The 22802-nt window shown below is 63.7% G+C and carries 19 protein-coding genes; 8 read left to right on the top strand and 11 right to left on the bottom strand.

Going from position 1 to position 22802, the window contains the following annotated elements; all coding sequences use genetic code 11:
* Positions 1 to 11: 11 nt before the first annotated feature.
* The gene (locus IQ25_RS18400; protein ID WP_246415538.1) at positions 12 to 1628 is read right to left on the bottom strand and encodes a carboxylesterase/lipase family protein; all 1617 of its coding nucleotides are present in this window, start codon (positions 1626 to 1628) and stop codon (positions 12 to 14) included.
* Between the two features lie 411 nt (positions 1629 to 2039).
* On the opposite strand from IQ25_RS18400, the gene IQ25_RS18395 reads away from it, so the two are divergent.
* The gene (locus IQ25_RS18395; RefSeq protein WP_144907733.1) at positions 2040 to 4310 is read left to right on the top strand and encodes a TonB-dependent receptor; all 2271 of its coding nucleotides are present in this window, start codon (positions 2040 to 2042) and stop codon (positions 4308 to 4310) included.
* A gap of 66 nt (positions 4311 to 4376) precedes the next feature.
* Here the strand turns inward: IQ25_RS18395 and speD are convergent, their stop codons facing one another.
* From speD to IQ25_RS18360, 8 genes are read right to left on the bottom strand one after another with little or no spacing between them, the layout of a single operon-like run.
* Positions 4377 to 4724, bottom strand: a complete 348-nt coding sequence (gene speD / locus IQ25_RS18390) for an adenosylmethionine decarboxylase (protein WP_144907732.1) — start codon at positions 4722 to 4724, stop codon at positions 4377 to 4379.
* Position 4725: 1 nt separating this feature from the next.
* Positions 4726 to 6339 (bottom strand): flavin monoamine oxidase family protein, encoded by a 1614-nt coding sequence (locus IQ25_RS18385; protein ID WP_144907731.1) that lies wholly within the window; start codon positions 6337 to 6339, stop codon positions 4726 to 4728.
* Entirely contained in the window at positions 6329 to 7870 is a 1542-nt protein-coding gene (locus tag IQ25_RS18380) for a polyamine aminopropyltransferase (RefSeq protein ID WP_144907730.1), read from the bottom strand. Before IQ25_RS18380 ends, IQ25_RS18385 begins: the two co-directional genes overlap by 11 nt.
* Position 7871: 1 nt before the next feature.
* The gene (locus tag IQ25_RS18375; protein WP_144907729.1) at positions 7872 to 8081 is read right to left on the bottom strand and encodes a DUF350 domain-containing protein; all 210 of its coding nucleotides are present in this window, start codon (positions 8079 to 8081) and stop codon (positions 7872 to 7874) included.
* A 26-nt stretch (positions 8082 to 8107) separates the two neighbouring features.
* Positions 8108 to 8254: a hypothetical protein gene (locus tag IQ25_RS21200; RefSeq protein WP_181447275.1), complete on the bottom strand. Its 147-nt coding sequence runs from the start codon at positions 8252 to 8254 to the stop codon at positions 8108 to 8110.
* A complete protein-coding gene (locus IQ25_RS18370) occupies positions 8251 to 9501 on the bottom strand; it encodes a DUF4178 domain-containing protein (protein WP_144907728.1) in 1251 nt (416 codons plus the stop codon). The genes IQ25_RS21200 and IQ25_RS18370 overlap by 4 nt, the downstream gene beginning before the upstream one ends.
* Positions 9498 to 10160 carry a DUF4178 domain-containing protein gene (locus tag IQ25_RS18365; protein WP_144907727.1) on the bottom strand — a complete coding sequence of 221 codons (663 nt, stop codon included), beginning with the start codon at positions 10158 to 10160 and terminating at the stop codon, positions 9498 to 9500. Before IQ25_RS18365 ends, IQ25_RS18370 begins: the two co-directional genes overlap by 4 nt.
* A gap of 27 nt (positions 10161 to 10187) precedes the next feature.
* Positions 10188 to 11171, bottom strand: coding sequence for an SPFH domain-containing protein (locus IQ25_RS18360; protein ID WP_144907726.1), 984 nt, complete (start codon positions 11169 to 11171; stop codon positions 10188 to 10190).
* A 108-nt stretch (positions 11172 to 11279) separates the two neighbouring features.
* Here IQ25_RS18360 and IQ25_RS18355 point away from each other — a divergent pair, with 108 nt between their 5' ends.
* The 3 genes from IQ25_RS18355 (at position 11280) to IQ25_RS18345 (ending at position 15760) form a co-directional block, all read left to right on the top strand.
* Complete coding sequence (locus tag IQ25_RS18355) at positions 11280 to 11732, top strand: tRNA (cytidine(34)-2'-O)-methyltransferase (RefSeq protein WP_144907725.1); 453 nt, start codon at positions 11280 to 11282, stop codon at positions 11730 to 11732.
* Positions 11733 to 11876: 144 nt separating this feature from the next.
* A complete protein-coding gene (locus tag IQ25_RS18350) occupies positions 11877 to 14687 on the top strand; it encodes a TonB-dependent receptor (RefSeq protein WP_144907724.1) in 2811 nt (936 codons plus the stop codon).
* A complete protein-coding gene (locus IQ25_RS18345; RefSeq protein WP_144907723.1) occupies positions 14687 to 15760 on the top strand; it encodes a phytase in 1074 nt (357 codons plus the stop codon). The genes IQ25_RS18350 and IQ25_RS18345 overlap by 1 nt, the downstream gene beginning before the upstream one ends.
* Here IQ25_RS18345 and IQ25_RS18340 read toward each other — a convergent pair.
* Both IQ25_RS18340 and IQ25_RS18335 read right to left on the bottom strand, forming a co-directional pair.
* The gene (locus IQ25_RS18340) at positions 15757 to 16458 is read right to left on the bottom strand and encodes an anti-sigma factor (RefSeq protein ID WP_144907722.1); all 702 of its coding nucleotides are present in this window, start codon (positions 16456 to 16458) and stop codon (positions 15757 to 15759) included. The two genes, IQ25_RS18345 and IQ25_RS18340, sit on opposite strands and share 4 nt — an antisense overlap.
* A complete protein-coding gene (locus IQ25_RS18335; RefSeq protein ID WP_144907721.1) occupies positions 16455 to 16952 on the bottom strand; it encodes an RNA polymerase sigma factor in 498 nt (165 codons plus the stop codon). Before IQ25_RS18335 ends, IQ25_RS18340 begins: the two co-directional genes overlap by 4 nt.
* Before the next feature lie 80 nt (positions 16953 to 17032).
* On the opposite strand from IQ25_RS18335, the gene IQ25_RS18330 reads away from it, so the two are divergent.
* The 4 genes from IQ25_RS18330 to IQ25_RS18315 all read left to right on the top strand — a co-directional run bounded on the left by IQ25_RS18330 (position 17033) and on the right by IQ25_RS18315 (position 22772).
* Entirely contained in the window at positions 17033 to 18256 is a 1224-nt protein-coding gene (locus IQ25_RS18330) for a S8 family serine peptidase (protein ID WP_246415537.1), read from the top strand.
* 104 nt (positions 18257 to 18360) lie between these two features.
* Positions 18361 to 19260: a PRC-barrel domain-containing protein gene (locus IQ25_RS18325; RefSeq protein WP_144907720.1), complete on the top strand. Its 900-nt coding sequence runs from the start codon at positions 18361 to 18363 to the stop codon at positions 19258 to 19260.
* A 235-nt stretch (positions 19261 to 19495) separates the two neighbouring features.
* On the top strand, positions 19496 to 21187 hold the full coding sequence (locus IQ25_RS18320) for an MFS transporter (RefSeq protein ID WP_144907719.1): 1692 nt from the start codon (positions 19496 to 19498) through the stop codon (positions 21185 to 21187).
* Between the two features lie 208 nt (positions 21188 to 21395).
* Positions 21396 to 22772: a transposase gene (locus IQ25_RS18315; protein WP_144907718.1), complete on the top strand. Its 1377-nt coding sequence runs from the start codon at positions 21396 to 21398 to the stop codon at positions 22770 to 22772.
* Positions 22773 to 22802 lie beyond the last annotated feature (30 nt).

Here is a 22802-nt window from a genome sequence, read left to right as displayed (position 1 = left end):
TTGATCAAATTCTATCGCGCATCACCGGCATGGAATGCCTTGAAGAAGGCAAGCTTGCGCGGATCGGGCCAATCCTGCTGCGAAACGGTCTCGGCGAACTCAACAAGTCGAGGCCGGTCTGCTGAAAAGCGGGGCCACGCCACGTCTCTTGTTTCAGGCTTGCCGGTGCGGGCAAACGCCAGCAACGTCTGCATCATCGATCGGCTCATTGCGCGATCCTGCGGCGTCCATGCGCGGGTGGTGCGATAAGTGTCGAACGCATCGATCGTACCCAACCAGAACGGCACCTCCGATGTATGATAGGCGCCCGCCGTAGTCGGATCGAGATCGGCAAACCTGACGCCCGGCGCATAATGGTGCGGTCTTGAAAACTGGTAGGAAAAGGCAGGAGACGAACCATTGATCGACTGCAGCCTTGCCCATTCGAACATCGCGGTCACCATGGTTTCGTCGCGATCCGCCATGCGCGCCTGCTCCTGCGCCTGGACATCATTCGTGGCGGGATAGAGCGACAGGAAGCGCTCTGCCTGCGTGCCAAACCGCTTCCGGGCCTTGTCCCGAAAATCGACCAGTGATGTCACGGGCCCCATCCCGCCAAGCGACTCATCACGGGTGAAGCCGAGTAGCAGCGGCACGTCGCTTTGCCGACGTGCCGCGAAAATCGCCGGTATAGGGTTTGGCAGAACGTGACCGTCGACAGACGGACCCGTGCTCGGCCCGCCGGGCACGCGGGGAACAACCAGCCGGTCAGCCGGCATCGCCCGCAACTCGGCAAGATCTTTCGCCTTCCACGTGGCCATCAACTTCGTTCCGGCTTCTTCTGCCTCAGCGCGCGAAGGCAACCCGATCGGTCCGGCAAGATTGGCACCGCTCATGCCCACGGCCTTGTCGAACAAGCCCTTGGCAAGTGGGCTTGCCTGCAGCGCCAGCACAGACATCGACCCGGCCGATTGCCCCGCGATGGTCACATTCTCAGGATCACCGCCAAAGCGCGCTATGTTTGCCTTAACCCAACGCAGCGCAGCAATCTGGTCCAGCAGGCCGTAATTGCCCGAGGCACCATCCGGCGATTCAGCGCGCAGTTCAGGAGTGGCAAGAAAGCCGAGTGGGCCAACGCGATAGTTGAGGTTGACGAACACCGCCCCCTCATTCGCCAAGGCTTCTCCGCCGTAAATGCCGACGCTGCCGGAACCGACATAGAACGCCCCACCGTGGATATAAACGATCACCGGTGCCTTGCGCAGTCCGGGCCGCGTCCAGACATTCAGATAGAGGCAGTCTTCTGATATCGCCTCAGGGCCGGAATATTGGTTCGCCATGCTGCTCCGCATCGGCTGCACGCAAAGCGGGGAAAATCGATCGGCGTTGAGCACTCCGCGCCATGAATTGGCTTCCTGAGGCGCACGCCAGCGCAATTCACGCACTGGCGGCTTGGCATAAGGAATGCCGAGATAGGCCTCAACGCCGCCCTGCTGCACGATCCCCCGGACAAGCCCCCCTGCCGTGTGCACGGTCCGGGCTGAACCACCATCATTGGTATCACGCGCGAAACTGGCCTGTGCAATCATCAGCGCAACCGAACACAGCGCAATGGCCGCCAGCTTCGCTGCCGAATTTCCCGTTGCCATCGCGCCTCTCCTTACCTGCTCCGGCGCACGGCCGACTTTTCCCCGAACCAGCCTCTATCCCCCGCTAGCGCAATGAAGAGACCATTCCGGCTACGACTTTCCATCTCGCGGGCAAGTCGTAGCCACCATTTGGCCTTACCACAATTACTTTTGCACAAGCCCCTAAGGCTCACAAGGTGCCCACTATGGGAAAGGCGCACTTTATCTCGCCAGATCAATGATCTAGACAACAATGAGATGCACTTAGCAGGCAGCGTCGATCGCCAGCCAGGGCAGGCAATTCCCCAGATTTATGATTACCATGCACAAAATAGATGATTTCAAATCATGGCATTAGTGCGGTTAATGGTTGCGCGGTCGATGATTTCATGAGATTGGCCAGTCCAACTTGTGGCAAAAGGGAGGATTCAAGTGTTCCACAAAGCATATCTGGGAGCCAGCATCTCGCTGCTCGCCATCGCCACCACGGCACAGGCGCAAGAAGCACCCGAAGGTGGTCTTGAAGAGATCGTGGTCACCGCGCAGAAGCGTGAACAGAACCTGCAGCAGGTACCCGTGTCGGTAACCGCGCTATCGGCTGAGGCCATCGCCAACAAAGGCATCACCCAGTTCGAGAATCTTGCGCAGACCGCACCTGGCCTGACCATTACGCAGGGCACGCAGCGCACCGGCAACAGCATCAACCTGCGCGGCATCGGCACGTCGGTCTTCAGCATTGGCGTCGAACCTGCAGTTTCGGTCGTCGTCGACGATGTTCCCATCCTGAACCAGGGCCAGGCGTTCACCACCCTGACCGACATCGAGCGGATCGAAGTGCTGCGCGGACCTCAGGGTACGCTGTTCGGCAAGAACGCTTCAGCCGGTGTGGTCAACATCGTCACGCGCGCTCCCACCGACACCTTTTCGGGGCGGATTGCCGCTTCGGCGACGACGGACGAGGAATATCGCGTGGAAGCGGGCATTTCCGGCCCGCTTGGCGAGAACGTCGGCTTCCGCATCAACGGCTTCTACAGCGATTTCCGCGGGTATGTGAAGAACCTTGCAACCGGCAACTACCTCGGTGCAGACGAGAGCTGGGGCATTCGCGGCAAGCTCGTCGCCGATGTGTCGGACAACGTGAAGATCTCGATCTCGGCAGAGCATTCCGAGACCGACGGCAACTCTATGCCGCGTACCGTGCGCAGCTTCCAGCCGGGCGCAACCGTGTTTGGTGCCTCGCTCGCCACCAACCTTGCCGGCATCAATGCTGGACCGGACAACTATCTGCTGAACCAGAACTATGACGGGATCGCCAAGGGCAAGTCGACCAGCGTCAGCGGCCGGATCAGCATTGACCTTGGCAGTGTCGACCTGATCTCGATCACCAGCTACCAGAAGTGGGGCCTGGATACGCAGGACGACGTCGAGCAGATCAATCTGCCAGTGTTCGGATCGCCGACGGGCCTCGTCCAGAGCAGCCCATACGACACCAAGAATGTCACGCAGGAACTGCGGCTTGTGTCGACTGCGCCCGGCCCGTTCCAGTACATTCTGGGTGCATTCTACTCGAACGGCGAGACCGATCGCTCGTTCGATCGCGGCCCTTCGGGCCCGCTGCTCTCGAAGTGGGTGTCAAACGCCGGGACGGAAACATACGCTGCCTTCGCGCAAGGCACTTATGACCTTGCCGAAACGACGCACCTCGATGCGGGCATCCGCTACAACCACGAGAAGATCGACGTTTCGTTCCAGCGTCTGAACATCCCTGCCACGCAGCCTGCCAACAACGCGATCTGCCTGAATGTCTGCACGGGCAATGCTTCGGACAACGCCGTCACCGGCAAGATCGCCCTGCGGCAGGATGTGGCCGAGCGGGTCATGGTCTATGCCTCGTTCGCAACCGGCTACAAGGGCCAGGGCTACGACGTTTCGTCGGGCTTCACGCCTTTCCGTGCGGCCAACCCGGTAAAGGCGGAAACGTCGCACACCTATGAAATCGGCCTGAAGAGCCGCTTCCTCGACAACCGCGTCCAGTTCAACGTCACCGGCTTCTGGACAGACTACAAGAACTTCCAGTCACAATCGGCTGTCGTTCTGCCTGACCAGTCGATCCAGTTCCAGCTCAACAATGTTGGCAAGCTGCGCACGCGCGGCGTTGAAGTCGAACTGCAGACCAAGCCCACCCGGGCGCTGTCGTTCGATCTTGCTGGCACTTTCCTCGACGCGATCATCACCGAATATCCGCTCGCCAACTGCAACACCATCGAGACGACCGCACCGGTCTGCTTCGACATCGACGGCAGCGGGCCTGGAACGGCGCGTGCGCAGAATCTTGCAGGAAAGCGCCTGCCGAACGCGCCGAAGTTCATGTTCAACGCCTCGGCGATGTACGACATCTTCATGGACTCGATGCCGTTCGATGCCTTCGTCACGCTCGACTATCGCTACCAGAGCCGGGTCAACTTCGACCTGTTCCAGAACCCGCTCTACTTCCAGAAGGCCTATGGCGTGCTCAACGGCAGCATCGGTGTGCGCCAGCGTGACGATCAGTATCGCGTGACGCTGTTCGTGAACAACCTGTTCGACAAGCACTTCGCATCCAACGTCGGCGGCCTCGTCGGCGGACCTGCAACGGCTGTGAACCAGGTGCTTTCGCGCAACTCGCGCCGCTATTTCGGCATTCGTGCGAACTACAACTTCTAATTAGCGAACAAAGGCGCCAAGCCTTTCGCGAAGGCCCCGGAGATCTCCCTCCGGGGCCTTTTTGCGTCAGAGGCGCTGGACGGCCTGCTTGCGCATAACTTCACCGCCGAGCAGATCCACGATCCGTGCAAGGCCACTTTCGGCATCAGCCGAGATACCACAGACGAACAGGTCGACCGCAGCGACGCCGGTTTCGGGCCAAGTGTGGATCGAGATGTGGGATTCGGCGAGCATGGCGACGGCGGTCAGGCCCATGCCTTCGCCGAAGTGATGCATGTGCAGGCCGACGATGCGGGCGTTTGCCGCCTCTGCCGCTTCGCGCAAGGCCTGTTCGATCAGTGCGGCATCGTCCAGCCCTCGGCACTGCGCGAGATCGGCGATCAGGTGCACGCTGGTGCCGGGCGGGTGTGCCATGTCAGACGAGACTTTCGAACGGATGCGCGAGGTGGGCGAGCACACCCTCGGCCGCAAGGACGCCGCGATAGTGTGCTTCCTCGAACAGCGAAAGGCCGGAGATGTCCGAGTGGGCGAACCACACCGGCGGCTTGCCTCGCGCGGCGGCGTCGCGGGCAGGATCATCAAGGAATCCCGGGACAGGGCTGGCCATAGCATGGCCCCAGCGCCAGACGTCGATGCGCTCGATGGCTCCGGCGAGGTCGGGATTCATGGCCAGCAAATCGTCCGAAATGATCTCCTGCCACGTCGCGAGCGTGCGCGTCATCAGGATCTTGCGCGCCTCGGCGGGCGTTTCGCGGCTCAGCGGGAGATACCACGTGAGCACGGTGGGACCGCTGCCTGCCGAGGATGTCTGATGGGTAGCGACGACGTAGCCCAGACTCTCGCTGGCAGCCGAGACGTTGTCCCATGCGAGCGGCGTGCCCTTCCCTGCCGGTGGACGGCTGACAGTGACATTGGCGACCACCCATGGCGCATAAGCGAAGCCATCCTTGGCTGCAAAATCGGGCGCTACGCGTGCAGCGACAAAGTGCGGCATGGCGAGTACGGCGGCGCGGGCGCGGATGCGGCGGGTCTGTTGTTGGCGGTGATCGAACACGTCCGCGAGCACCTTGCCCCCCTCTCGAACCACGCGGACGACCGATTGCGCGAGGCGGACGTGGCCGGACAGGCGATTGGCGAGCAGCGCGGCGAGGCGGCCATTGCCTTCGGGCCAGGTCAGTTCGCGATCACCATCGCCGCGCGCCGCCCAGCCGCGCCGTCCGGCGAAATAGTGGATGCCTGCCCACGCCGAGACGCGCTCTGGCTCGGTGCCGTAGTCGTCTCGGACGCTGTAGCGCAGGTACGCGCGCAAAGGTTGCGAACTGTAGCCTTGTGCATCGAGCCAGTTGGCGAAGGACTGCTTGTCCAGCGCGCGGTATTGCGGGTCTTCGCTGGATAGGGCCATTGGCACGGCGAAGGCGGGTTTACCGTCGCTGCCGGTGGCACTGCGGAACTTGGCCATGGCGGCATCGAAGCGACTGCGCTGGGTGTGGTCTTCGGGCGTCAGGGCAGATGCCGGGTAGAGGCCTTCCTGCCACTTGCCGCGCCAGAGTAGACGTTCCTCGAGGTCGGCGCAGAGTTGCAGCGGATCGTACACCGGTGCGCCCTGCTCCTCACCCATGATCATGCCGAATTGCCTGAGCATGTGGCGCAGCGCACGGGCCTCGCGGTTCGGGACCGGCAGGTAATGCGCGCCCAGAGGATAAGCGCTGACCGCATTGCGCCCCGACCGGGCATTGCCACCGGGGGAGTCTTCCAGCTCGCACAGGGCAAAGTCGGCAAAGCCCGCCTCGGCCAGACGCCAGCCGGTGGAAAGCCCGGCGATCCCACCGCCCGCGATCAGCACACCGACATCCTCGACCGGGCCGGTGGCTGCCGGGAACCTGCCTTCACGGATCAAGTGGCCGCGCTGCCAGTCTGCACCGCCGAGTTCGCCGGGGAAGCTGGTGCCGGTGCAACCGGGCAGTAGTGCCGCGCCCGATCCCGCCAGCGCCGCACCCATGACTTGCCGACGGGTCGGCTCAACCTTCATAGCGGCCCCATTCCTCGGCAAAGCTGCGCACGAGGGCCTGATTGTCGAGCCGGTTCACTGGCGTGGGCCGCCGCGCCATGTCGGGCGGGAAATCGAACATCGCGCGTTCAGCAGCGGCATCGAGGAAGCGCAGGTGGGGTGGCAGGCGCACGACATCGCCGAGGGGCTGGTGCGCGGCCATGGTGAAGCCCCATTCGCCGAAGCTCGGCACATAGGCATGATAGCCGCGAGCGGTGAGGCCAGCGGCTTCGAGCGTGCTGGCTACGGTCCAGTAGGAGCGCGGGGCGATCAGCGGCGAGGTGCTCTGCACGGTCATCACGCCTTGCGGAGCCAGCAGACGGGCGACTTCGCGGTAGAAGCTTTCGGTGTAGAGCTTGCCGAGCGAGAACTCGGTGGGATCGGGGAAATCGACGATGATCGCATCGAAGCGGCGCTGCTCTGCGCGCACCCAGCGAAAGGCATCGGCGTTGACCATGGTCAGGCGCGGAGAGGCGAGCGCCTGGCTGTTCAGTTGCGCAAGTTGCGGGGTATCGCGGAACAGGCGGGCCATTTCGGGATCGAGATCCACCAGCGTGACATGGCCAACGCGGGCATCGCGCAGCACCTCGCGCGCGGCAAGGCCATCGCCGCCGCCGAGGATCAGGACCTGCCGGGGCTGCGCGACGCGCCCGAGCACCGGCCAGACCAGCGCTTCGTGATAGCGGTACTCGTCGCGCGTGGAGAACTGGAGGTTGCCGTTGAGGTAGAGGCGCAAATCGCCATCGCGGCGAGTAATCACGATGCGCTGGTAGGGGGTGGAGCGGGCGTAAACGACCGGCTCGTTGTAGAACGCGACCTCGCTCATGCGCTGAAGCCGGTCCGCAAAGAAGAGCCCTGCGAGCAGAGACGTGGTAACGATCAGGGCCGCTGTCATGTCGCGCCCGATCCGCTCCTGCCTGCGCAGCGCGACCAGCAGCGCGATGGCAACGCCGACATTTGCGAGGCCAAAGACGAAGCCGGTGCGGATCATGCCAAGCTGCGGCACCAAGACCAGCGGGAACAGCAACGAGGCGATCAGCGCGCCGACGTAGTCATAGGTCAGCACGTTCGAGACCAGCTCGCGGAAGGCGAAGCGGTGGCGCAGAATGCGGATGAGCAGCGGGATCTCCAGCCCCACCAGCACGCCGATCGCCATGACCAGCGCATAGAGCACGACGCGGAAATCGCCGACGAGCGGGAACAGCAGAAACAGCCCTGCTGCCGACCATCCGCCCAGTGCGGCAATCAGGATTTCCACCCGCACGAACACCGCCATCTCGCCTGAACGGACATGGCGCGAGAGCCAGCTGCCCACGCCCATCGCGAAAAGGTAAGTGCCGATGACCGTGGAGAACTGGGTGACGCTGTCGCCCAAGAGGTAGCTGGCGAGCGTTCCGGCGAGCAGTTCGTAGATCAGCCCGCAGGTGGCAACGACGAGGACCGAGGCGAGCAGGATGACCGCGAGCGAGGCGGGAGCGGCATCGCCCCCGCCTGCCGTCGCGGCTTCGGGCATGTCATCCATGCACGGCGGCGGCGATGATGTTCGAGATGCCGATGGCAACCGCGCCTGCCAGCAGGGCGACGGCCATGTTCTTGCGCTCGATGATCTCGCGCCACAGCTCGCCGGGGGTCAGCCGGTCCACCAGCACGAAGCTGACGATGAAGATGACGATGCCGAGCGCGGCATAGAGCATCGTGGCGATGATGGTGGTGGCAGAGAGCATGGCAGGCTCCTTTCAGGATCGCAGGATCACTTGTGGGTGGGGCCGACGTGGCCGGATGCGGAAGGGCGGTCCTCGTCGTCGCTGTAGAACGAATAGGCATTGAACGCAGCGTAGAGGGCGCTGGCGAGCAGAGCCAGGCACAGGATCGCGAACAGGATCAGACGTCTGGTCATTTGTCGCGGAATCTCCACCACAGGATCGAGACGGGCCACGCGAAGAGCGCGAAGACCAGCGTCCACCACATGCCCCACGACATCGCGCCGGTGCTGGCCTCGATCGTCAGATTGATCGTCTCGGTCGAGCCCCAGGCGTCCGTAACTGCAGGATCGACCGGCCATCCGTGTGCCGATCCGCTGACATAGACATCGTAAGTGCCGCGCGGCACATGGCCGAACATGGTATCGCCATGATGGCTTCCTTCAGTCCACGCCCCGTCGGAACTGGTCCCCGCGTAGTGCTCGACAAGCCCGAACGCGTCGATGGACTGCTCGCTCGAACGGTCGACGAGGTTGTACTCGAGATCGACCCAGCGGTTTTCGAACCGATTTGCATCGGCATCAATTGTGACGAACTGCCACGGCCTGCGCACGGTGATCGTGCCGATCTTCACCGGTGCGATCTGCCCGCCGACCGGCACCTGGATCATGGAGCTGGTTTTCGTGCTCGGCCCTGCCAGCAGCGCCATGGCGATAGCGGCGAAGAGCGAGATGGCCATGGCCAGCAGGAACATGCGGCCAAGATCGTCCTGCTCCATGCCCGGTGCGGCCTTGAACTGCATCAGGCCCTGCGCCGCCTTGCGCCGGGGCAGGCTACGGCGGTTGAGGCCGAAGGCGTTCTCGATCTCGGTTTCATCAACCGGGACAAGCTGCGTCCAGTTCTCCTCGCCGTCCGAAACCTCGCGCGAAAGGATCGTCTCGCCCGACTGGAATAGTGTGGCATTGGCGGTATCGCCCGCTTTCACCCGCCAGTAGAACTCGCCTGCCACTGCCGTCGTCGATGTGGGCTGGTCGCGGCCAAGTCGGCTGAAGTTTTCGCCTCGCCAGAACACGCGGTTCCGGTCGCCTTGCGGACGATCCGCCAGAGGTGTGCCGAACTGCCATTCGCCATCGGCCACCAGTAGCCAGCGATAGCCAAGGTAGGGGTTGAACAGCAGGAACTCCTGCCAGATCGTGATCTGGTCCTTGCGACGAAGCGCGCCGACCACTTCCCACTCCTGCCCGAAAACCGTCCCGCGCTTGCCGATTTCAAGCGCAAATCGGTCCTTCGCGTTCTTGTAGCGCCGGATCAGCACGACCTCGGGGAGCGAGACATCGAGCAACGAGCCGCAGTTCTGGCAGGCGAGGTTGACCGTGAACCCGGCGGCGCGCACTTCGATTTTGCCGCCACAGGCCGGACAGGTTATGGCCTTTCCGCCACTCACCGCGGCTCTCCGGGGATCGTCCAGCCCTCAAGCTGGCGCAAGTTGCCGGGTTTCAGGCTCGTCAGATCCCAGCTATCGCCGAACCACGCGGTCGTGCTGGTCTTGTCACGCTGAAGCGAGAGAACTTCGCCACTGGCGGAACGGAAATCGACACTGGTCATGCGGGTGCCTACCAGCGTGGAAATCGGCAAGTCGCCTTCGCTACCAAGGCATTCGACCTTCTTGATATCGCTGGCAAAAAGCTGGCGGCCTTCAACCTCAATCACATCGCCGCGCGTGATCGCCTCACCTTGCGCAAACGATCTGACCTTGGGATCTTCGAGCAGTTGCGGCCACTCGGCGGTCAGCATGAACATGCCTGCCGCCTCCGCCAGCCAGAATTGCGCACCGGTCTCGGCAATGGCGAGCCATTCGTTCCATGACCCGCCGGCCCACGCCCAGCGAACCCGACCCACGACCTGCATCCCGCGTCCGTCCGCAACCAAGGTGGTGCCAAGCTGGATCGGGGACACGTCGAAAGGCAGCACCGCGACCTTACCCACGTCCTCCACGCGAAGGCCTTCGCGCAGGATCAGCGTCTGGCAATAAGGGCACGTGCCATAGGGCAAGGACGGCCCGCGCACCGGCACTTGCGCTCCGCACGACGGACAGTTCAGCACCGCTTGCAGTTCCCCCGGTTGCGGCAATCAGCGAATGCGCGAAAGCAGCTCGGCTTTCTTCGCATCGAACTCCTGCTGGCTCAATGCGCCAAGCGTGACGAGCCTGTGGAGTTTTTCGATCGTTGCCAGCGGGTCTTCTTCAGGCGCAGCGGGAGCCGCTGCCCGGCCAAGCCCCTGTGCCATGGCACCGCCAAGCGCAGTCGCTGCAGCCACGCCAGCGCCAATCCCGGCCACGCCGCCGCCATCCTGGTTCGCCGCATCCTCGATCGCTTCGGCGGCCTGGAAACGGGTATAGTTGCCCAGGTCCCCGAGCACCCGCATGGAGCTCGCCTTGTCGAGGTGAGCCTGAACTTCGTCGGGCAGCGAGACGCTTTCGACGTAGAACGACAAGCATGAAAGGCCCCACTGCGCGAAGGCCTTGTCGACTTCCGCCTTGATCCGATCCGACAGCGCCTGCTGGTTGGCGGCAAGGTCGAGGAAGGCAATGCCGCTGCCGCCAAGTGCGGTTGCCATCGCGGTCTGGATCGCGGCGCGCAGTTGCGGCTCCAGTGTGGGGACGGCAACGCCTTCCAGCGTGCCAAGCACGCGCGAGACGAACGGGGCAACCTCGTTCACGCGGAAGGAATAGGAGCCGAACGCGCGCAAGCGCAGCGCGCCGAACTCTGCATCGCGCACGGTGACCGGCTGCGCGGTGCCCCACTTCAACCCATGCTGTTCCTTCAGGGAGAGGAACACGACGTCGGACTTGAACGGCGATTTGAACGCCTTGTCCCAGTTCATCAGGTTGGACAGCAGAGGCAGGTTCGCCGTTTCCAGCGTGTGCAGGCCAGGGCCGAAATAGTCCGCCACGCGGCCCTCGTTGACGAAAGCGGCGATCTGTCCCTCGCGCACCGTCAGCTGCGCGCCGTGCTGGATCTCGCGATCGGCAAAGGGCACGCGCCAGGCCAGTTCACCCGGCCGCTCGAGCCATTCGATAACGTCGACGAACTGCTTGCGAAGGAAATCGAACATGGCTGGCCTCGCTGGAATGAGCAGGCAGATTAGCGGGGCTGTGCCGTGCCGCAACCGCCAAACGCCTCCGCTCTTGCAGTGCCTGACCGGCGGTGGCTATCAGGCGCCATGCGGATTGCCCTCTATGAACCCGAAATCGCCGGAAACGTCGGCGCCGTGATGCGGCTTGGCGCCTGTTTGGGCGCGCAAGTCGAACTGATCGAGCCGATGGGCTTTGCCTGGGACGACCGCCGCGTGCGCCGCACCGCGATGGACTATATCGACCATGTGACCGTGCGCCGCCATGCCGGGTTCGATGCCTTCCGCGAAGCTGTGGGCCCTGCCCGGCTCGTCCTGTTCACCACCAAGAGCAGTGCATCGATCTACGACTTCGCCTTCGCCCCCGAAGATATCCTGCTGTTCGGCAAGGAAAGCGCTGGCGTCCCAGTGGAGGTCGCCGAGGCATGCCACGCCCGCGTGCGCATCCCAATGCGACCGCAGGTTCGCTCCATGAACCTCGCCACCTCCGCCGCCGTGGCCTTGGGCGAGGCGCTCCGGCAGACGGGAATGCTTCCGGGCTGAACCACCCAGGATCGCAGCACCCACACAATCACGTCACACCACTGCAACACCTTTAACCAAACTGTCTCCGAACTGACGCCGGAGCGTCAACCTTCTCCCCTAGGCGCGGGCTCAACGAAGAGTCCTCAGGGGGTTTACCAGACAATGACTTACTCGCGCACCAGCCGCATTGCCCGTGCACGCCTTTCGCTGCTCGGCACCGCCGCATTCGCTTTTGCAACGCCAGCATGGTCGCAGGAAGCGCCTGCCGAGGAAGCACCCGGCGATGTCATCGTCGTCACCGGCGAGCGTCCAATTGCCGAATCCGAAGCCGCCGCACTGCAGATCCAGAAGATGTCGGATTCGCTGGTCACCGTGCTTTCGTCGGACGGCGTGGGCCGCCTGCCCGACCAGAACATCGCGCAGGCCACCAGCCGCCTTCCCGGCGTAGCGATCGAGCGCGACCAGGGCCAGGCGCGCTATATCAGCTTGCGCGGTGCGCCGAACTACTGGACGACGCTGAGCTTCGACGGGATCAACGTCGTCAGCCCCGAAGGCCGCGACGCGCGGTTTGACTCGATCCCCTCGGCCATTGCCAAGCAGGTCGTCGTGTCCAAGGCCGTCACGCCAGACATGCCGGGCGAGACCGTCTCGGGCAACGTCAACGTTATCACCCGCTCGGCCTTCAATTTCGATGGCTTGCACGTGCAGGGCAAGGCCGGGATCGGCTATGCCGAACTCGGCGACCGCCGCGAATACGAAGGTTCGCTGGTCGTTTCCGATCGCTTCAAGGCCGGCGACGGCGAGATTGGCGTGCTGGTTTCGGGCAGCTTCTTCGAACGCAACATGGTGACCGACAACTTCGAGATCGACTGGGAGCGCGTCGGCCAAGACCAGCGCCCCGGCAACGGCACCCGCTTCTGGGCGCGTGAGACCGAGAACAAGCTCTATCGCCTGCGCCGCCGCAACTGGTCGGTCTCGGGTCGCCTCGACTGGAAGCCCGATAGCGACAACACGATCTCGCTGCGCTCGGTCTATACGATCTTCACCGACGACGAAGCCCGCGACAACTACATCTTCGACATGGACGACAAGCAGAGCGACCTGTCGAACAGCACTGACGCCTGCCCAACGACCGTCAACACCACGCCGACCACCACCGGCTATGCCGACGTCTGCATCGGCAACACCCCGCTCAAGGGCACGGTCTACGGCATCGACATCAACCAGCGTTCCACCCTGCGCGCGTTCCGCCAGTCGATCTTCACCAACACCCTCGAAGGCACGCACGATTTCGGCGAAGGCTGGAAGGTGAACTGGCTGGGCAATTACACCGAATCCAAGGATGACCGCTCGGTTGTCGGCGAAGCGCGCTGGAACAGCCCTTCGACCCGCAGTCTGCGCCCGACCGTGGCTTACGACTTCACCAACCCGAACCGCAACACGCCGTTGCTGTTCACCACCGTGCAGCTTTCCAGCCCGACCCGCTACACGGCAGGCAACGCCGTCACCGCAATCGACACCTTCACAAAGCCGCTCGCCTCGCTGCGCCTGCTCGATGCGGTGGACACAACCAAGGCCTACACCGGTCGCCTGATCGTCTCGAAGGATACCAGCTTCCTCGGCAGTGACGCCACCTTCAAGCTGGGCTTCCAGTTTGATCAGCGCACCAAGGTTGTCGACGAAAACCAGCTTGAACTGACAACCGCAGCGCAGTTCAACACCATCGGCCTGTCCACCAATTACGCCGACTTCTCGCTCGACAAGGCCTTCCTCGGCGCGCTGCCGATGGGCTACACCTTCCGCTACTTCGACACCGAGAAGATGCGCCAATACGCCGACGCCGCGCGCGAGAACTTTGCCTTCTCGCCCGTCACCGGCAACATCTACGACGTGCGCGAACAGGTCTTTGCAGGCTTTGCCATGGGCACACTGCGCTATGACTGGGGCTCGGTCGTCGGCGGCGTGCGCGTCGAACACGTGAAGAACCGCGGCATCGCCGAAGCTGACATTGCCGGAACCAAGGGCATTGTTACCGCCGAGGCGAGCCAGACCCTCGCTTTCCCGAGCCTTCACCTCAATTATGACTTGGCCGAGGACAAGAAGTTCAGGCTCTCGTTCAACAGCGGCGCGGCGCGTGCGGATTATGACCAGATCCGCCCGAACGTGACCGTCAACGACGCTAACGAGCAGATTTCGGGCGGCAATCCCGGCGTGAAACCCGAACGCGCCTATGGCGTCGATGCATATTTCGAATGGTACGTGCGTCCGCAGGGCTACCTGATGGCCGGCCTGTTCTACAAGAAGGTCGAAGACGTTCTCTATTCGCAGCGCCGCTCCTTCGGTTCGGACGCGCTGAACAGCGGCGGTATCGACCGTTCGGGCTATACCTTCACCGGCATTGCCAATGGCGGCAACGGGCGCATCTTCGGTTTCGAGGTAGCCGCACAGCTGCAGCTCGAACCCTGGACAGAACAGATCGGCCTGCCCGAGTGGATGGGCGGCTTCGGGGTAAGTGCCAACCTGACCTACAACGACAGCGAAGTGACCAAACCGACTGTCTTCAAGACTGATGGCACGGTGTCGGTCCCCGCCCGCAAGGTCCGCCTGCCCGGCACTTCAGACTGGGTCTACAACCTCGGCGCCTATTACGAGAAGTACGGCCTTTCGCTGCGCCTGCAGTACCAGCGTCGCAGCACCTGGCTCGACGGTTATGCCGACGACCTTACCGATGCTGGCGACACCTACTGGGCGGCGGACGACGAGCTCGATTTCTCGGCACGCTATGCTGTCACCAAGAACTTCGAGGTCTACTTCGATGCCTCGAACCTGCTCAACAATCCGGGTCGTCGTTACTCGGAGCCGGGCAATCTGCTGACCGCAACCGGCACGCCGACGCCCGCCACAGATATCTATACCATCGAATACGAGCGCTTCGGGCGTCGTTATGCCGCTGGCGTGCGGATCAACTTCTGATGCGCATGGCGCTAAACGCCCTGACCCTGATTCCGGCGCTCGCCCTTGGGGCCTGCGCCGGGATGCGGGAAATTCCGCGCCCGGTCTATCCGGCAGTGGACGTCGCCGCGACGGGTGAAACCACGCCGGTGGGGTCGGCCAATGCCGATGCGGCCGACGATCCGGCAATCTGGCGCAACACCGCCAATCCAGCGGCGAGCCTGATCCTCGGCACCGACAAGAAGGCCGGGCTCTATGTCTATGGCCTTGATGGCAAAGTGCGCGATTTTGTTGCCGCAGGCGCGCTCAACAACGTGGACTTGCGCGAAGCGCGCCCCGGTTACGTGCTCGTTGCAGCGAGCGACCGAAGCGACCTTGCCGAACCGAAGATCGCGCTGTTCAGGCTTGATGGCGCAACGGGGAAGCTCTCCTCACTAGGCGCGCTGCCGTTCCTTGGCGCAGCCCATGCCCCGGCGGAAGCCTATGGTTTCTGCATGGGCAAGGGACTGGCTCTGGGCGAACTCGCCCGCGCCTATGTCGTGCTAAAGGACGGCACCGTGGCTGAAAGCGTGCTGGCCGAAGAGGCTGGCCGGATCACCGCTCGCCATCTGCGCTCGGTGAAATTCGCCACGCAGTCGGAAGGTTGCGTGGTCGATGACCGGACCGGACAGCTCTATGTAGCCGAAGAAGACGTTGGCATCTGGCAGGTGGACTTGCGCGCGGCGATGCTCAAGCCGCTCGCCTTTGCCATGGTGGGCAAGGAAGCAGGCCTCGTCGACGATGTCGAAGGCCTGGCCCTTGCGCCCGAAGGCCGGGACGGCGGGATGCTCGTCGCTTCAAGCCAGGGCGATAACGCCTATGCCCTGTTCGATCTTGCCACCGCCGCCCCGCGCGGCCGCTTCCGCATCGCTGCTGGCCGCTTTGGCGCGACAAGCGATACCGACGGGATCGAACTGATAACCGGCGATTTCGGCCCGGACTGGCGCGGTGGCCTGTTCGTTGCGCAGGACGGTGACAACGCGCCATCTGCGCAGAACTTCAAGCTGCTGGCGTGGGATGCGATCCTGCGCGCCGTCAACGAAAAGAACCCTTAGTCGGAAGGGCCGCGCCAGCCTCTGGCGCGCGCGGCCTTCTCCGCTTCCGCATCAAGCGCGGGTCCGGCGGCAAGCGCTTGCGCCTGTGCCATGATCTCGGCTTCGCTGCCCGCCTGCCGGTATTCTCCATTCGCTCGGCCTGCGCCCGGAGACGCCGCACCTTGCAACTTCCACCCCTCGCCGTCGCGGCACGCTATTCCGGAAGTCGCGCTTGCCGAATAGGCACGACAATAGGCACCAGCAGCATCACGGAAGCTCAACAGCACTCGCACCGGCGCGTCTCCGGGCTGCTCGCCGACAAGCTGGCTGTCGAGCGCTGCAGCAATCTGGTCAGGGGCATAGTCCGCCCCTGTGCCTCCACCGCGCCCTAGCGTTACGGCGAGAACCAGCGAGGCGGCGAGCGCGGGGCCTGCGATCCATGTCCAACGCGGCAATCCCCTGCGCCGTGCGCGCACTTGCGCAAGGTCCACCACATCGGTCTGCGGAGCGGAGAGCAAGGCGACGAGGCGATCAGGCACTGCTTCGCTTGTCACGGGCGCAAAGTGGCTGGAGAGCCGTGCGCGCAAGGCCTGGTGCGCCGCAACCTGCGCGGTCAGGGCGTCGTCGGCTGCTATGGCAGCGGCAACATCTGCATGCTCTGCACCTTCAAGCTGGCCGTCGGCAAAAGCGGCGATCTGTTCGGGGGTAGGTCTCGTCACGCCGCTTCTCCCAGTCGCGCCAGCAGTGCATCGCGCCCGCGCACCAGCCGCGAATTGAGCGTGCCGACCGGACAGCCGACGATCTCCGCTGCTTCCTTGTAAGACCAGCCCTCGATCATCACCAACACCACTGCCTCGCGCTGCTCGTCGGGCAATTGCGCCAGCGCGCGGTCCACATCGCCAAGCGCCGCGCTTTCGTCCTGCCCGCCCGAAGCGCCGATGCCGAGCCCTGCCTCTTCATCGACGAAAGTCTCGCCCCGCCTGCTGCGGGCGCGGACTTCGTCTATCCATATGTTGCGCATCATCCGGTACATCCAGCTGTCGAGCCGGGTGCCCGCCTGCCACTTGTCGCGGTTGCGCAGCGCCCGTTCGATGGTCGTCTGGCAAAGATCGTCGGCCTCCCCTGCCCCGCCGCGCGACAGGCCCGCGGCGAAGCGCCGCAAGCGTGGTAGCAGGGCTAGGATGCCGTCGGCGAAGGGATCAGCCAGTTTCATTGCCTTTCTGATGGATAGAACGGGCGGGGTCGTCCGTTTAATCCCATAGACAGACAGGTTATGACAAAAAGCCCATGAAAATGAAACGCTTCGCCCTCGCCGCCATGCTCCTGTGCACCGTGACCGGCCCCGCCGTGGCGCAATTGGCCCTGCCCGATGTGCGTGGCAGGATAAATCCAACTCTCGGAGGCATAGAGGCAACTCTCCCCCAACTCTCCGAGGCATTGGGCCAAGTCGAGGGCATCGCACGGACACTTTCGCAGGCCAGGCTCGACCGCCTGACCCGCCTCCTCCAGCGCAACCGGCAGAGCATCGAACGCGACGCATCGGGTGACCTTGCGCGCAAGGGGGAACTGCTTTTGCTCGACCCTGCACCCGGTTCGGTCGAACTTGCCGAGGCCGCCGGATTCACGCTCCTCTCAAATGAGCGGCTGGACGCGTTGGAGATCACCGTGGTCCGCCTCGCCAGCCCCTCTGGCATGAATCTCGCCAAGGCGCAGGCGCTGCTTAGCGCCCGCCTGCCCGGCGCGACGATTACCGCAGATACGCTGAGCTTTGCCAGCGGCGGTGCAGTCGCAGGAAGCGGGAAAGGGCGTGGCAATGCGATGCCGCCGATTGCGACGCCGGTGGGCGTTATCGACGGGGGTGCGGGGGCGGCGGTCGCTGTTGCGGAAACGAAGGGTTTTGCGCGGGGTGCGCCCAGGGCCAGCGATCATGGCAGCGCGGTGGCTTCGCTGCTGCGCCATGCCGGGGTGCAGCGGATCGTGGTGGCCGATGTCTATGGCGACGATCCGGCGGCGGGGAATGCGCTGGCGGTGGCGCGGGCGCTGGACTGGCTGGTGGGCAAGGAGGTGCGGGTCGTCTCGATCAGCCTTGTTGGACCTGCCAATCCTGTCGTTGCCCGCGCCGTGGCCTCGGCGCAGCGGCGGGGCGCGGTGATCGTGGCGGCGGTGGGCAACGATGGACCGGCAGCGCCGCCCGCCTACCCTGCCTCCTACCCCGGCGTGCTGGCGGTGACAGCCGTGGACGGGCGCAATCGTGCCCTGATCGAGGCCGGGCGCGCACTTCATCTCGACTACGCTGCACCCGGCGCAGACCTGTTCGCGACCAATGCTGCGGGACGCCGGGTGAAGGTGCGGGGCACATCGTTTGCAACGCCGCTGGTGGCATCCCGGGTTGCGCTTGCGATGGGCAGCAATGTGCGGGCGCGGCTCGATGCCGAAGCGATCGATCTGGGCGCACGAGGCGCGGACGGCACCTATGGCCGGGGCCTGCTCTGCACCATCTGTCGGCCGACGCGCTGAAAAAATTTTGCAGGGCCATGCATTAAACCTCTGACGCGGTCCGTTTTCCTTTCGAGAGGCAGTCGATGAGACGCCTTGGACAATTCGAGGAAAGGAAAATCGAGATGCGTGCATTTCTGGCAACTTCGACCGCGATCCTTCTGCTGGCAGCCCCTGCCGCACAGGCACAGATCCTTGGCGGCGCTGGCGGCGGCCTGGGCGGTGCGCTGGGCGGCGGGATCGGCGGGACGCTCGGTGGCACCATGAACGGTGGCACGATTGGCCGTGGCACCATAGGCGATCCGATGGGCAGCGTGGAGAGCACCACGCGCGGAACGGTCAAGGGTACGGGCCGCGCCTCGGGCAACAAGTCGGTCGACCGCAAGAGCGGCAAGGTCCACGCCGATGGCAATGCCGATGGCTCGCTGACCGGAAGCGTCGGTCAGACGCTTTCGACGCCGAGCCGGATGGTCGGCACCAGCGGTTCGGCCAGCGGCTCGGGTTCGGCTGCAGGCAGCGCCGATGCGCAACTGATCGGCACCGATGCGGTCCGTTCGACCGCCGGACAGGTTGGCAGCACGGCGCGTGGCGCGGTGCGCGGCGGAGCCGAGACCGCCGGGTCGCTGGCCTCCAGCGGCCGTGCGATGGCAGGCAATGCTGCAGGTTCGGCCAGCGGAATGGCCAGTGGGACGGCAAGCGGCGCTGGCAGTGCGGCGGCTTCCTATGGCTCGGGCTCGCTTGCACTGGCAGGAAGCCTTGCTTCTTCCGCCAATGGCGCATTCTCGCTGAGCAAGGGCATGAACGTGATCGGCCCCGATGGCGAAAAGATCGGCAAGATCCGCGAAGTGATCGCCGATGGTCGCGGTCAGGTGCGCTCGCTGCTGGTCAAGGTCGACGGCGAGAAGGCCCTGCTGCCCGCCGCCAACTTCAGCGGTAGCGGCAACGCGGTCGTCTCGGCGATGGGCGAAGGCCAGATCAAGCAGGTGGCGCAGCAGCAGGGCAAGGCTGCACCACGCAAGAACTGAACGATTTCAGATCAATGACTGAATGACGAAGGGGTACGGTTCCACAGGGAGCCGTGCCCCTTCCCTTATGGCGATAACAAAAATCGGGCAGAAAATTGCGCCATGTCGGGCCTCCCTCAAAAAGCGCGCGAAATACTGTCGACCTCGGCGACGTGATCCGGCACGATCGGTTCGGGCCGGAATGCAGTGCGTCAGATCGCATGGCATGAAGAGCCCGCGAGAACAGGGAGAGAGTATGTCCATGGGTCCGGCTACGGATGATCCCTCGGCCTTGCCGAAGCATCACAGGGCCACGCACAGCGAGAAGCTGATCATTACCGCATCGTCGCTCGGCACGGTGTTCGAATGGTATGACTTCTACCTCTATGGGCTGCTCACCGCGATCATCGCAGCGAAGTTCCTGACCGGGCTGAACCCGACGACCTCGTTCATCATGGCGCTGCTGGTCTTTGCCGCAGGCTTCATCGTGCGCCCGTTTGGCGCGCTGGTGTTCGGGCGCATCGGCGACATGGTCGGCCGGCGCTACACCTTCATCGTCACGCTGCTCGTCATGGGTCTTTCGACCTTCCTCGTCGGCTGTCTGCCCACGTATGAGACCGTCGGCGTGGCCGCGCCGATAATGCTGGTGGTACTGCGCATGTTCCAGGGGCTGGCTCTGGGCGGCGAATATGGTGGCGCGGCGACGTATGTGGCCGAACATGCACCGGAAGGTAAGCGCGGGCTCTATACCAGCTGGATCCAGATCACCGCGACGGCGGGGCTCGCCATGGCGCTGCTGATCGTGATCCTCGTGCGCTCGCCCGTTACCGGCGTTGGCGAAGAGGCGTTCAAGGACTGGGGCTGGCGCGTGCCATACCTGCTCTCGGGCCTGTTCCTTGGCATCGGCCTGTGGCTGCGGCTCAAGCTGCATGAATCGCCCGTGTTCCAGAAGATGAAGGACGAGGGTACGTCGTCCAAACGGCCGCTGGGCGAGGCGTTTGGCGAATGGAAGAACCTGAAGATCGTGCTGATCGCGTTCTTCGGCGCCATCGCCGGACAAGCCGTGGTCTGGTACACCGGCCAGCTCTACGCGATGTATTTCCTTGAAAAGATGCTCAAGGTCGATGGCCTGACCGCCAACACGCTGATCATCATCGCCCTGGCCTGCGCCACGCCGTTCTTCCTGTTCTTCGGCTGGCTTTCGGACAAGATCGGCCGCAAGAAGATCATTCTGAGCGGTTGCGCGCTTGCGGCCCTGACGATCTTCCCCGCGTTCCATGCGCTGACCGGGGCGGCCAACCCGGACCTCGCCCATGCGCAGGCCAATGCGCCGGTGAAGGTCATGGCCGACCCTGCCGAATGTTCATCGCAGTTCGACCCTGTTGGCGCGAACAAGTTCGATGCGACCAGCTGCGACATCGTCAAGAATGCGCTCGCCAAGGCGGCAGTGAACTATGAGAACTTGGCCGCGCCTGCTGGCACGATTGCCGCGATCCAGATCGGCGGAACCACCATCGTCGCGCCCGATCCGGCGAAGGTTTCGGGCGAGGAGAAGAAGGCTGCGATTGCCGCTTTTGCCAGGCAGGTCACGTCGGACCTGGAAACCGTTGGCTATCCCGCCAAGGCAGAGCCTGACGAAATCAACAAGCAGCTCGTCGTGGCGATCCTGTTCTACCTCGTCCTGCTGGTGACCATGGTTTACGGCCCGATCGCGGCGATGCTGGTCGAGCTATTCCCGAGCCGCATCCGCTATACTTCAATGAGCCTGCCCTATCATATCGGCAATGGCTGGCTGGGCGGGCTGCTGCCTGCCATCGGCTTTGCCATGGTCGCGGCCAACGGGGACATCTACCACGGCTTCTGGTACCCGGTGATCGTTGCCGCCGCCACGTGCGTGATCGGCCTGGTGTTCCTGCCGGAGACCTACAAGCGCAGCATTGACGAATAGGGAGCGTGGGCGGATTTCCGAACGAACTCCCGTGCCCAACACTGAAGAAGAAAAGCCAAGTCCCGGATCAAGTCCGGGACGACGGGTTCTGGGTAATGGTTGCTGGGGGCGTGATGGCTGCTTTGGGGTGAATTCTGTTGAAAAACTCGTCCTTGCAATGGCGCTAAAGTATTGATTCTATGTCTCGGCGAGTAAGCGGAGACGGCCGATGATGGGCGAGCGAACGGTGGCGCAGGAAGCGCTGTTCTACAGCTTCAACCTGGAGCGGCATGTGCCGTCGGAACATTTGCTCCGCTCGATAGACCGGTTCGTAGACCTGTCGGGCATTCGCGAACATCTTCGGCCATTCTACAGCTCGACCGGACGACCTTCGGTTGATCCAGAACTGATGATCCGAATGCTGATCATCGGCTATTGCATGGGCATCCGCTCGGAGCGGCGGCTATGCGAGGAGGTTCATGTAAACTTGGCCTATCGCTGGTTTTGCCGCCTCGGGCTTGAGGGCGATGTCCCCGACCACTCGACTTTCTCCAAGAATCGTCATGGTCGCTTCCGCGACAGTGACGTCCTGCGCCAGCTGTTCGAGACGACCGTGGCGCGCTGCATTGCCGAGGGCCTTGTTGGCGGCGAAGGGTTCGCGGTCGATGGTAGTCTCGTGCGCGCCGATGTGAACCGCCAGCATGCTGTCGATAGCGCGGACGCCTTGCCAGACGCGGTCACCAGCCATGCCGTTCGCGAGTATCTGGCCGTGCTCGATGATGCCGCCTTCGGCGGAGCAACCCCGGTGCCGCCCAAGCAGTTGGCGGTGGCCGATCCTACCGCGCGCTGGACAGCGGCGAGCCGCGAGCGCGCCTTCTTCGCCTATGCCACCAACTACCTGATCGATCTCCAGCACGCGGTGATTGTCGATGTCGAGGCGACCACAGCAATACGCCAGGCCGAGGTCACGGCCCAGCGGCGTATGATCGATCGGACGCATGAGCGCTTCGGCCTGTGGCCAGAGCGGCTCGCAGGTGACACTGGTTATGGCGATGCAAAGAACCTGTCCTGGCTGGTCGAGGAGCGGGGCATCGAGCCGCACATCCCGGTATTCGACAAGTCCACTCGCCGCGACGAAACGTTCGAGCGTTCGGACTTCACCTTCGACCACGAGAACGACAGCTACATCTGCCCTGCCGGGAAGCGGCTGCGCCAGAGGCAGAGAGCCTACCGCGAGGAACGCCCGTTCGTCGATGAGGACGGTATGATGCGCTACCGCGCCAGCAAACTCGACTGTAACGCCTGCGCCCTCAAGCCACGCTGTTGTCCGACCCAACCAGCGCGCAAAATCCTGCGTTCCGTCCACGAGGGCGCCCGCGATCTGGCGCGCAATATCGCCACGACCGACGCCTATCTCGTCTCGCGCCGCCAGCGCAAGAAGGTCGAAATGCTGTTCGCGCACCTCAAGCGCATCCTCAGGATGGACCGTCTGCGCCTGCGAGGTCCAAACGGCGCAAGAGACGAGTTCCTCCTCGCCGCGACCGCACAAAACCTCCGCAAGATGGCCAAGCTGATCCCGATGCCGACAATCCCAGCCCCCGCGTAAGCCGGGGCGAAGACATTGCGCTGCGCTTAA

Source organism: Novosphingobium taihuense, assembly GCF_007830315.1.
Classification (GTDB): domain Bacteria; phylum Pseudomonadota; class Alphaproteobacteria; order Sphingomonadales; family Sphingomonadaceae; genus Novosphingobium; species Novosphingobium taihuense.
Note: the sequence above shows the minus strand (reverse complement) of the source record. Positions and strands in the feature narration are given on the sequence as shown.